The sequence below is a fragment of the Anaerocolumna sp. MB42-C2 genome, assembly GCF_030913705.1.
Classification (GTDB): domain Bacteria; phylum Bacillota; class Clostridia; order Lachnospirales; family Lachnospiraceae; genus Anaerocolumna.
Genome location: NZ_CP133190.1, coordinates 5757086 through 5769761, shown reverse-complemented (window position 1 = coordinate 5769761; position 12676 = coordinate 5757086). Strand labels below are relative to the sequence as shown.

The following is a 12676-nucleotide window of genomic DNA, read 5'->3' as shown; positions in this document are numbered from 1 at the left end:
GAGCTGACTGTTACAACTGGCAAACTCTATATTATAATTTTATCGGTTAACTATTTTCCTTATTTTGAGGCTGCTGCTTCTGCCCTGGATGCATTCTGATCTTTTGCATTCTGCATATCAAGAGCTAATACCTTATCATAACCTAAACCTTTTACCGTATCCTGCATTTCTTTTAATAAACTGTTGAATTCATCCTCACCTGAGGCAAATACCATCTTCCAGGAATATTCAATAATAATTGCCCTGCATTGTCCCCTTAAGGTAGTGATCTCAGAATCTTCTTCCGGTGTAATATAAGAGGAACCTGGTGCAACCATAAGCTGATCTTTGTTCTGTAAAAACTCTATGGTAGTTTTTGCTCCCATTTTTGCCTGCCAGTCTGTATCAAGTGGTGTTGTGTTTTTCTCTAATACGGACTCCCATAATGTATAGTTATATGGATATCCGGTTTCCGGATTTGTATCGCTTGGTATGACAGCAGGAAAGTTAAGAGCAGATACTCCGTCTTTCCAGCTGCCTCCGCCCCATTCATCAGGAACTATAGTATTACCGCCTTCATAGAAAGCTTTCCAACCGAAATCGGTTAAGGCAGGTTTATCATCCACTAGTTCCCAGGTCAACCCTTCCGGACCACAGGAGCTTGAAGTCTGTGCGGCTGACATCATAATTCCCTCCGGCGAATATAACCAATCAATAAAGTCAGCTAATCTTTCGGGATCTTCTGCTTTACTTCCGATTGCAATACATTGCCTGTCACCATCAGGCCTGCATCCGTAAGACAGATCTTTCATGTCATCAATGGAGGCAATCATAAATCCTTTTCCGACAGCTTTATTATCCGGTGTATTATAAGCCGCCTGGCCTAACCACGGCCATGGTGAATATAAAATCTGTCCATCCTGGTATTTTGTATATAACGTATCATAATTTTGGGTAGTAGATTCCGGATCTACAAGCCCCATCTGATTTGCATCATAATATAACTTCAATACTCTGGTGTACATGGAATCACTGTCAATTATACTCTGGTCATCAGAGCCATCCACCTTTGACAAAACAAATCCCAACTCGTCGTACCCATAAAAACAGGTTGGCTGTTTCGCTAAACACATCATATTGCCGTCCCAGTCTTTGAATAATGAGATGCCATAGGTTTTCTTGCCTGTGTCGCTTTCAGGAACCGCATCCTGCATTGCCTTTAAAACCGGAAGCAGGTCTTCCATTGTTTTCATCTGCGGATAACCAGCAGCCTTATACGCATCCCAGCGAAGATATGGTCCAAAAGTCGGATCAAGACCCTCTGACGGATTTGTTGCCGGTTGTTCGGAAACACTGCTGGGGATTCCATAAACTCCGTCTTCCTTTACCAATTCATTTAAGGAATCAATTCCGCTCTGATATTTCTTAAGGTTCTCTTTATCGGCAATTAAATCCGTCAAATTAAGTACCAGCCCTGCAGTTACCATGTTTTGTAACCTTCCGCCATCCGCACCATAGATAATTAAATCTCCAAGGTCTCCAGATGCCGAACGCGTCTGAAACAATGTCTCTCCGCCGCCTGCTACGTTAGGTGCTATCATATTCATCTCCATATTGAATTTGTCTTTTACAATCTTAGCAAACCATCCGGATTGAATTCCCTGATAATTCGCTAAACCGTCAAAAACGTCAACTGTAATAAACTCCGGATATTTCTCTGCTCCAGTCTTGTCACTATCTCCTGATGCAGTAGTATCTGCAGTTTTTGCACTATCTTCGGTTTTTGCAGAGTCTTCAGAAGTCACGATGTCTGCTGTTGGACTTGCTTTTTTACCACATCCTGCAAGCATGGATGCTGCTAATAGGACACCTAATAGCATACTTAGTAATTTCTTTGTCATACCTTATTCCTCCAATATAATTTTTTTCATATAATCAGCAAAATAAAATAATTAATTTTGTTTTGCTTATTAACTAATAATTATTTTAATTAATTAGCTACCCTTTCACGGAACCAATCATAATACCTTTTACAAAATATCTCTGGAACATTGGGTAGATGAATAATATCGGCAATACTACAATAACGGTAACAGTCATACGTACCGAAGTCGGTGTCTGCTGTGTTGCCAATGCCATAACATTACTCCCGGAACCAACACTGTTCTTAATTAATGCCGCAAGAGAATTTGCCTGATTTATATAACAATACAGTAAATATTGCAGGGAATATAATTTCTGTTCAGTAATATAAATTAAAGTATCCTGAAAGGAATTCCATTGAGTTACTGCCGCAAAGATTGAAATTGTCGCTAAAATAGGCTTACAGGTAGGCAGGATAATTTTTCTGAAAACCGTAATGATTCCAGCTCCGTCTATCTTGGCTGCCTCCTGAAGAGATGCTGGAATTGATTCCACATATGTTTTAACCAAAATTATGTTAAATGGCTGCACAATTACCGGAATTATGTATACCCAGAAAGTATTGGTAAGGTGTAAATTTTTCATGGTTAAGAACATGGGAATTAACCCTGCATTAAAATACATGGTAACAACGATAAAACGGTACCAGAATTTTCTGCCCCACATCTTTTGCTGGGTAAACATAAAGCCCAAAAACGCAGAAGCTAATACTGTACAGGCAGTTCCAATTACTGTTCTGCCCACCGAAACCCATAAAGCAGTACCCAGCCCCCTGATTTTAAGAACATTAATATAATTATCAAAATGAATTTTCTTTGGGAGAAAATTAATCATTCCATTTGCACTTAAGTCGTTGGCACTGATTGTATTAATAATCAGGTAATAAAACGGATAGATACAAATTAAAGTAAAAATTACAAAAAATATATGATTTAAAATATCAAAAGCCAGTTCTGACCTTTCCGGCTTTTTCTTCTTTTTTACCATCTGTTTCATAATGATTCCTTTCTAAATAATGGATTCCCCACGTGTTTTTTTAGATACAAAATTAACTGTAAACAATAAAGTAACACTGACTAAGCTCTTTAGCATACCGATTGCGGTTGCCAATGAAGGACTGCCGCCTGTCATACCGACATTGTATACATATAAATCAAGTACCTGTATATGTTCTCTATTAAAAGAATTCTGAAATACATAATACTGGTCCAGACCATTATTCAGAAAATTTGCAACGGAAAGCATTAATAGCACAAAAAAAGTGGGCATTAAAGCCGGCAGGGTTATGTGCCTCATTAATTTAAAACGGTTGGCTCCATCTACTCTGGCAGCTTCATATAATTCCTGGTCGACACCTGTAATTGCTGCAAGATACATGATAGATCCCCATCCAAGGGTTTTCCATGTATTCCACAAAAGCATAGACAGCCAGGTATGGGAATCGCCATCCAGAAATTTAATTGGAGTTGTAATAATCCCGGCACCCATTAATAGCGTATTAACCATACCTGTGATGGAGAATAAACTGAATGCTACGGAAAACACCATAACCCAGCTGATAAAATTCGGCACAGTTGTAAATGTCTGCACAAAATTCTTAAACCATTTACTTTTTATTTCACTTAAAAAGATAGCAAAAATTACCGGCAGGAATGATGTAGCAAGTGTTAACCCGCTCATGGCAAATGTATTCTTCATTACTTTCATCAGCTGGCTAATCTGTGTCGGATTAGCAAATAACATTTTAAACCACCTAAATCCTACAAATTCACATTGTGTTAATTTTAGCGGCGGCTTATAATCAAAGAAGGCATATATCCAACCATGTAACGGAAAATAGGAAAATGCGAAAGATAATATTAAAAACGGTACTATGTACAAAAACAATTTCTTTCCCTCTGAGATTCCTTTTTTTTTCACTTTCTGAATATTTTTAGTCTGTACTGATACTGATTTTTGCATTTTTAACCTCCTGGACTTGATGCTGCCATTATACAAGTAAGTTTTAATGACTCATTTATACTATCAGTTTTTTTTTCACATTAATACTATAAAAATTTAAGATAATATACAGTAAAAATTGGATTTTTATAATTAGGTTGAAGTTTTGCCGCTGACCTATTCTGCTTTCTTGATAAAAACCAGTATCAAGCTAATTCAGATACGGAATAATGAATACAGGTGTATATATATTCGATTTTACATAAGCTGTCCACGATAAGAATCCTTGTGTTCAAGGGATAGACAGCTAACTCGAATATATATACACCTGTATTTATTTCATAGACTAAATTGGACTTATAATACTTTTATGATTAATAAAGAATAATAGAAAATAAACGGATTTAATTAATCATCCTTTTTCCAAAAGGTTATTATCTGGTTTAAACTTATATTGTTAACAAAATTCTTTTTAATGAGTAAAAAGTTTTCTAAATCATATAATATTAAATATAAAACCGCTCGGTTCTCAAATTCTTCCCTTGTAACAGGATTTTGTTCTACCCGAAAGCCTGATTTTATCTGTTCTAATTCCTCCAGTAGTTTCTCCGCATTATTATACTCATGAAAATGCTCCCTGACAGTGTTTAGAAACAAAGCAATGGGTGAAGCTTGTCTTGGAACTATCGTAAGCAGATTTATCTGTTCTTTGATATGTTTTAGAATGGTTAACTGGCTTTTCCTCATGGTAAAATATTGAATATAATAGCGGGTATCACTTAATAAGGTATTATTCATATTATCATAAGCACGGGTGAGCGCTTCTCTCAGATGTTCATCCAGATCATTAAATTCCTTATCCAATGTGCAGCAATTCTTGCTATCATCGCTCTTTAACGTTTTCCGGTTACTTAAGATAGATTCGGAGAGCTTCCCTAAAATTGTTTTAATATCACTTTCAATCAACCGCATATCAGCCTTTACCGCATCAAAATTCCCCGGTATATACAGATTTAAAAGAATACCTACGAAAGTGCCTACGATCATGATCAGGGCTTCATTCCAGATAAAGGCTGCCCCCATATCCTTTTCAATAAGAAAATGGGTCACCAGTACCGAGCACATCGCTATTCCCTCCTGCAAATGAAATAAATAGCTTTCCGTTATAAACACTAATAAGAAAACACCAAATGTAACGGTATGATAACCAAAAAACCGGAACAGGACATAGGCCGTTAATAAAGCCAGGAAGAATGCAAGGATCCGTTTCCCGGCAACAATCAAAGTTTCCTTTTTTGTATCCTGGATACTTAATAAAGTAATAATCCCGGCAGATGCACTGTACTTAAGGCCCAAAAAGTCAGCAAACAGGATTGCCGCACTGCTTCCGGCTGCTATTTTTAATATTTTTATGAAATTAATTTTATCCTTAGTTAATCTCTTAAATATTTTCAATGAAAGCTTACTCCTTTGCCAGTCCTGAATGATAAATAAAGGACCTGCCAAACAGTTATGGCAAGCCCTGATTGGGTTTATTTTATAATGTAATTATACCATTTTATTATATAAAATAATAATGCTAATCTAATAAGCAAGTCATAACCGTAACGGAATCCTTACCGGTTTCGGAAGGCAGAATAACAGTACCTTTCTCTTCCGCTTGTATATCAGCTCCGGTAACAGAAGCTATATTTTTTACATCATGGAGATAAATCTTATATGGCTTGCTCTCTCCGAAGTTTTGAACCTTAATCGTTATTTTGCCTGCTTCCTTTAATACGGATATGCTTAATTCCAATTTCGCATCCATATTATAAACAGTTGTTTTTGCTTCCGTTCCTTCTATTAACTGAAATACTTTTAGCGTTACATCGTTGGCATAATCATATTCGGGTTCGGTATCCACGGAACCAACTGCAATAATGGAATTTTCTCTGGCAAGGCAAGGTATGCTTAAATATCCATGATGTTCTTTGACCCATCTGCCTCCGGTTACCTTCTCTCCTGTTAAGAAATTCGTCCAATTTCCCTCCGGTACAAAGTACTCAGCCATACCCTCTTCATTAAATATCGGTGCTACCAGAAGACTGTCTCCTAACATATACTGTTTATCCAGAAAACCGCAGGTCGGATCATTCTGGAATTCCAATACCATACTTCTCATAGCAGGTACCCCTGTTTTATTGGTTTCGATGGCATTCCTATAAAGGTACGGCATTAAAGAAGCTTTTAATTTCGTAAAGAAACGGGCTACATCAACGGACTCTTCATCATAAGCCCACGGCACACGGTAGGAGGAGCTGCCATGTAACCTTGAATGAGAGGACATTAAACCGAATGCTACCCATCTCTTATAAACATCCGGTGTAGAGGTATCTTCAAAGCCGCCGATATCATGACTCCAGAAACCAAAACCGGACATGGTTAAGGATAATCCTCCTCTTAAGCTCTCTGACATGGATTCATAATCAGACCAGCAGTCACCGCCCCAATGTACCGGAAATTTCTGTCCGCCGACGGTTGCACTTCTGGCAAATACTACACCATTGCCTTTCCCCCGTTTTCTCTCAACCAAACCAAAAACTGTCTTATTATATAAATAGGTGTAATAATTGTGCATTTTAACCGGATCTGCTCCGTTATAATATACAACATCCTTAGTCGGAATTCTTTCACCAAAGTCGGTCTTAAAGCAATCAACACCCATATCCATTAAAACTTCCAGTTTCGATGCAAACCAATCGCAGGCTGCAGGATTTGTAAAGTCAACCAAAGCCATTCCCGGCTGCCACATATCCCATTGCCATACATCACCGTTTGTTCTCTTAACAAAATATCCGTGTTCCATTCCCTCTTCAAAAAGCACAGATTCCTGGGCTATATAGGAATTGATCCATACACAGATTTTTAATCCTTTTTCCTTCAGACGTTTTAACATGCCTGCCGGATCCGGAAATACATCCTTATCCCATTTAAAGTCTGACCAGTTAAAAGCTTTCATCCAGAAACAATCGAAATGGAATACGCTGAGAGGAATATCCCTCTCTAACATACCATCAACAAAACCGGTTACCGTTGCTTCATCATAATTTGTGGTAAAAGAAGTGGATAACCATAAGCCAAAAGTCCAAGGTGCAGGAAGTGCCGGCTTACCGGTTAAGTCCGTATATCTGGTGATAGCTTCTTTCATTGTAGGTCCGTTAAAAATAAAATAATCCAGGTTTTCTCCCGGAACAGAGAATCCGACCTTTTTAACCATCTCTGAACTTACTTCATAAGATACTTTATCGGAGCTGTTTACAAACACACCATAACCTCTGTTAGAAAGATAAAATGGTATATTCTTATAAGATAATTCCGTTGAGGTACCACCATCTTCGTTCCAGATTTCTACATTCTGCCCATTTTTAATAAATGGTGTAAACCGTTCACCCAAACCGTAAATCAATTCTCCTACGGATAAGCTTAACTGTTCTCTCATATATGCATCTTTATTATCCGTTTCATAGGCAAGACCTCTAAAATCAGTCTTCATATATGCTAAATCACGACGGCCACTTGTTGTTAATTTGTAATCGCCCCTGTTAAACTGCATTGAAGCATCCTGTTTATTAATCGTTAAGTTTAAAGAACCGCTAGATAACTTAAATCCCCAATCAGCCTCTTCTATTATCAAGGTATTATTTTCATCCAGGGATAATTCAAAATTCGGTCCGTGATCTATTACACCCATATAATGGAATGTCTGAACTCTTAAAACTTCCGGTGCGGGAGCTGAAATCTTAATCGTAAGATTTGGTCCTCCTAAAGTATCACCTCTGCGATTTATTTTATGTGTAGGTGCGCAAAATGTTATACTGTTGTTGCTTCGCCTTGTTTCATAAACTTCAGCCGGACTGAAGCATTCCACTCCCTCTTTTTGTACCCAGCATCCATTGCTAAATTTCATAGCTATCTCCTTTCAACTTATGTTCCTATCGTTAGCTGTACGGTGATAAACACCGCCTTTTTTCTTATATTTGAATCCATCTCCGATAAGTTATACAAGTTATATTATATCCATAAATAAAAAACAAACAATGTTTTTTTTCATATCTGACATGTATTATAGTTTATTAAATATACAAATGTCCCTCCTAATAAAGTTCAGTCCAGAGTGGCCTTAGAACTTAGTTAGGAAGGACTAACCGGTTGTATCATAGATTAAATAAATGTGGTTTCAGTTATTAGTATAAGTATTTTTCATAAGAAATTCAAAATCCTCAACCGGGATCGGTTTGGAATATAGATACCCCTGTGCCATATCACAATCTACCGTTTTTAAAAAGTCCGATTGTGTCTGGGTTTCTACTCCTTCGGACAAAACTTTCATATTTAACTGTTTAGCCATGCTTATAATACTTGATACAATAATCTGTTCCTCTTTCTGCATATCACCTTTTCCGAAAAATTCTTTATCCAGCTTTATAACATCCGTCTCCATATTTTTTAACAAATTAAGAGAGGAATAACCGGCTCCGAAATCGTCAATAGAAACCCCGAATCCCAACTTCCGCAGCTTTTTCATGGTAGTTAAAGCTGCTTCCGCATTATTTAAGAAGATACTTTCTGTTAGTTCCAATTCTAATAAATGATAAGGTATCGCATAATGATCTACCAGCTTTTTTATTTCATTTACAAAATTCTCATCATTTAAATGTATCCGTGATACATTGACGGATATGGGCACAACCGGAAGATTATTATTAATCCAGTAATGCAGTAATTTACAAACTTCCTCATAGATATAGAAATCTAAATTAACTACAAAGCCATTTCTTTCAAATAAAGGAATAAAATCATTTGGTGGAATCAGAGTATTTTCATTTTTTTTCCATCTGACCAAAGCCTCAGCTCCAACTAAATTATTATCTGTCAAACCAATTTTAGGTTGGAGATATACGATAAATTCACTGTTTTTCAAAGCTTGCTCCATGGAATTCGTTATCTCTGCTTCCCGTTGCAGTTTTACTTTCATGGAATTGTCAAAGAATTTACAGTCAGTTTTAGAGGAATTTTTAATACTTTTTCTAGCTACATTGGCATTGTCGATTGCAACGGATATATCTTCTGCCGGATCTATAACAGATACACCGCTGGCAATAATAAACTTATTTCCAGGATATTTTGACCTTTGTTTAATATTAAATTGCTCATTCAGTAATAAAATATTATCTTTAAGAACTTTCTCATCAATTAAAGGACAAGCAGCCAGGAAATTATCCTCTGAAATTCTTGCAACTCCATCCATCTTAGTTCCATTGCAGGATATAAGCATCGCGAAATCACTCAAAATTCTGTCACCCACATCATATCCTAAAGTATCATTAATATACTTAAATTGGGTAATATCCGAATATATGATTACATATTTCTGTCTCGGATTGTCTGCCAATAATTTCCTTACATCCTTTTTGAATTTATGCAAAGAGGGAAGTCCTGTTAGTGCATCATAATTCTTGATTTTATATAACTGTTCATTTGCTCTCTCCGAGGCACGCATTTTTAATAGATACGAAGATATGATTTTCGTTATTGTAACCATAGAATCAATTTCATACTGTGTCCAGTATCTGGGTTTTTCGTTATCGTGAATACTGACGCAGCCTTTTAATACACCATTCTCGAATATTCCGCATTGCAGCAATGCTTGAATATGCATCGTTTTAAGAATGTCAATTTCATACTCTTCATTCCATGCGGTAACATTATTAATAAAAAAAATACCGTTTTCATCAAATCTGCTTGTGTTATCATTTAATTCTAATACGAAATTATTAAATTTACTTTTATCCGGTTTTATTTCGTCTTTACAGCTAAGATATGTAGTAATTAGTTGCGAATTAATAGAATTTTCTAAAATACAGATATGGCTGCAATCAAATTGTGCTCTTACCTTAGTTAACAGGAGATTAATTGCACTGTTAACGTCCTTTGTTCTTGACATAATGTCAAAGGCAAAAGCAGTAATTTCCTTATCAAAATTATTACTGCCATAGGCTCTGGTTTTTGTAATCTTATATTTTTCATAACAGCCGGTATCTATATAACTGCTGCTGTTTTCGATTTCGCGATAGAATCCATAATAATTCTTCTGGTTCTCTCTCGTATAAATTAATGCAGCATCTGCTTTAGAAAACAGCTGTTCAAAATCTGCTCCGTCATCAGGATACACTCCGATACCAATACTGCATGACATAGAGTAATTTGTATTCTCGCCGGTATATGTATTACGAAACACAGAATATATCTCTTCCGCCTTATCTTTTAATACTTCCTGATTATCAACATTTTTAAGAAAAATAAGAAATTCATCACCGCCAATTCGGCCCGGTATATCCGTATCATAAAATATCTTTCTTAATGAATCTGCAATATTAATCAAAACCGTATCACCAAATAAATACCCTAAATTCTCATTCACTACCTGAAAGTTATCAATATCAACAATCATAAGTGCATGTTTGGAATCCGGTTTTGAAGCTGCTAAAAATTCATCTATAATCTGTCTGGTATATTCTTTGTTGAATAATCTTGTCAAAGAATCCTGTTTCTCCAATTCTTTCATCCGGTAACTTTCTTTAAGCTTACGTTCCTTTTGGCGAAACATTTCTTCTTTGATCTCTGTCCAATTACCCCCGTCTATTAACGCGGAATAAATTGTATCCTCATAAACAAATTCAATATAATTATCTTTTTCTATATAATTACTTATCATGCCATCCGGCAATGTAATGTTTGTAAAGAAATCCATCATTTGTTCTTTCGTGTAAAGATTTCTTTTCCTTAGTGTTTTATCTTTACCATCCATGCTTCGTACTTTCCCATCTTCCCTGATGTACTCTCTAAAAGAAATATCGAGTTAAATTATACCATGAAAACATATATCAGACAACCCCGCAAAAGTTAAAAAACCTCTTATATACATTATAAAAATATGCTCCCTGGTAATATAGAATAATAAGGATATTTACTCATATATTTAATTAATGAGTTCTATTAAATGGAGATGATTACCTTGGATCAAAATTGCAGAGAATATGCTCTCAGCGAAGATTATGCTGAATTTATAGTTGAATTTGGGCAGACATTTGATCTGCTTACAGCAAATCGGGATACCTGCTATGCCCCCCTTACTTCGACACATGCTGTTGTATATACTCCTATCAGCAGTCTGCCTCAAAATATAATTCAATTATATGGTTATGGAATTTATCCCAGCTGTTTTGGTTTAATGGATACCGGCAGCCTGGAAGCCTCCGGGGTAACCAGAATTCGTAATATTCCAAGCTTTAACCTCCGGGGTGAGGGCGTGTTAATAGGAATTATTGATACAGGGATTGATTATACACACAATGCTTTTAAAAACGCTGATGGTACATCTAAAATATATTCTATTTGGGATCAGACTATACAAACCGGTCAATCTCCGGAGGGGTTTTTTTATGGAACGGAATACACCCAGGAGCAGATTGATCTTGCTCTTCAGAATGCAAACCCGCTTTCTGTTGTCCCAACCACCGATGAGGATGGGCATGGTACTTTTTTATCCGGTATTGCCGCAGGTACGGAAAGCATTGAAAATAATTTTTCGGGTGTTGTACCCCTTGCAGACCTTGTGGTGGTTAAATTAAGACAGGCGAAACAATTTACCCGTAATTTTTTTGCTATCCCCCAGGACGCGGTCTGCTATCAGGAAACGGATATTATGCTGGGAATTAATTATTTACTAAGCGTAGCTAACCGGCTGATGAGGCCTTTATCCATTTGTATTGGTTTCGGTACTTCTCAGGGTGCCCATGATGAACGGGGGGTATTAAGTAACTACCTTTCTACTATAGCGGATATCAGAGGAATCGGAGTGTCTATTGCTGCAGGAAATGAAGGAAACAGAGGTCATCATTTTATGGGTATTATCAGCCGTGGAACAGAATATGAAACAGTAGAATTAAGAGTTGGTCCAAATGAAAGCGGATTTTCCATGGAATTATGGGGTGATGCCCCCAGTACCTTTTCCATCGATATCTTATCTCCTACCGGAGAATTTATCCCAAGAATTCCCGCAAGAATAGGTGAAACCCGTATTATCCGGTTCATTTTTGAACAAACGATTATTTATGTAGATTATCAGATTGTGGAAACACAGACTGGAGATCAGTTAATTTTAATTCGTTTTAATACTCCTACGGAAGGAATTTGGCGATTCCGTGTATATTCGAATACCGATTTGGATTCCCGTTTTAATATATGGCTTCCCATTTCAACTTTTATTAGTGATCAGACTTATTTCACACAGCCAACTCCAGAAATTACTCTGACCTCTCCTGGTAACACGATCATTCCTATTGTTGTTACTGCCTATGATTATACCAATCAAAGTCTATTTATCAATGCCAGCAGGGGATTTACCAGAACGAATAACATCAGCCCTGACCTGGCTGCTCCCGGAGTCAATCTGGTAGGTCCGGCTCCGGGAAATACATACACAACCAGATCCGGCACCAGTGTTTCGGCTGCACACACAGCCGGAATTGCGGCTATGGTACTGGAGTGGGGTATTATTGGAGGAAATTATACACAACTTGACAGTGTGGAGATTAAAAATTTACTGATACGAGGAGCCAGAAGAACTCCTGGCACTGTATATCCTAACCGGGAATGGGGTTACGGAATCCTGGATATCTATAATGCCTTTAACAGCTTAAGAGGAGAAACCACTGGTTAAAAACAACGAAGTATGTACGGACAGAGAATAACTACCTAGCCTCTATCCGCCATACTTCGTTTTAACAAT

General features: G+C 37.0%; 7 protein-coding genes. 1 reads left to right on the top strand and 6 read right to left on the bottom strand.

The window, feature by feature from the left end:
• Window positions 1–59 precede the first annotated feature (59 nt).
• From RBU59_RS25420 to RBU59_RS25395, 6 genes are all read right to left on the bottom strand, one after another.
• Window positions 60–1880, bottom strand: coding sequence for an ABC transporter substrate-binding protein (locus tag RBU59_RS25420; RefSeq protein WP_308145271.1), 1821 nt, complete (start codon window positions 1878–1880; stop codon window positions 60–62).
• Window positions 1881–1977: 97 nt separating this feature from the next.
• Window positions 1978–2898, bottom strand: coding sequence for a carbohydrate ABC transporter permease (locus tag RBU59_RS25415; protein ID WP_308145270.1), 921 nt, complete (start codon window positions 2896–2898; stop codon window positions 1978–1980).
• Between the two features lie 12 nt (window positions 2899–2910).
• On the bottom strand, window positions 2911–3864 hold the full coding sequence (locus RBU59_RS25410; RefSeq protein ID WP_308145269.1) for an ABC transporter permease: 954 nt from the start codon (window positions 3862–3864) through the stop codon (window positions 2911–2913).
• Between the two features lie 387 nt (window positions 3865–4251).
• Window positions 4252–5298, bottom strand: a complete 1047-nt coding sequence (locus tag RBU59_RS25405; RefSeq protein WP_308145268.1) for an aromatic acid exporter family protein — start codon at window positions 5296–5298, stop codon at window positions 4252–4254.
• A 124-nt stretch (window positions 5299–5422) separates the two neighbouring features.
• Window positions 5423–7792: an alpha-xylosidase gene (gene yicI, locus RBU59_RS25400; protein ID WP_308145267.1), complete on the bottom strand. Its 2370-nt coding sequence runs from the start codon at window positions 7790–7792 to the stop codon at window positions 5423–5425.
• A gap of 270 nt (window positions 7793–8062) precedes the next feature.
• Window positions 8063–10693: a bifunctional diguanylate cyclase/phosphodiesterase gene (locus RBU59_RS25395; protein ID WP_308145266.1), complete on the bottom strand. Its 2631-nt coding sequence runs from the start codon at window positions 10691–10693 to the stop codon at window positions 8063–8065.
• 192 nt (window positions 10694–10885) lie between these two features.
• On the opposite strand from RBU59_RS25395, the gene RBU59_RS25390 reads away from it, so the two are divergent.
• Entirely contained in the window at window positions 10886–12607 is a 1722-nt protein-coding gene (locus tag RBU59_RS25390; protein ID WP_308145265.1) for a S8 family peptidase, read from the top strand.
• Window positions 12608–12676 lie beyond the last annotated feature (69 nt).

Excerpts from the sequence above, each read along its gene's own strand:
- yicI (WP_308145267.1), bottom strand. The coding sequence starts at position 7,792 with ATGAAATTTAGCAATGGATGCTGGGTACAAAAAGAGGGAGTGGAATGC.
- RBU59_RS25410 (WP_308145269.1), bottom strand. The coding sequence starts at position 3,864 with ATGCAAAAATCAGTATCAGTACAGACTAAAAATATTCAGAAAGTGAAA.
- RBU59_RS25390 (WP_308145265.1), top strand. The coding sequence starts at position 10,886 with ATGGAGATGATTACCTTGGATCAAAATTGCAGAGAATATGCTCTCAGC.
- RBU59_RS25415 (WP_308145270.1), bottom strand. The coding sequence starts at position 2,898 with ATGAAACAGATGGTAAAAAAGAAGAAAAAGCCGGAAAGGTCAGAACTG.
- RBU59_RS25395 (WP_308145266.1), bottom strand. The coding sequence starts at position 10,693 with ATGGATGGTAAAGATAAAACACTAAGGAAAAGAAATCTTTACACGAAA.
- RBU59_RS25420 (WP_308145271.1), bottom strand. The coding sequence starts at position 1,880 with ATGACAAAGAAATTACTAAGTATGCTATTAGGTGTCCTATTAGCAGCA.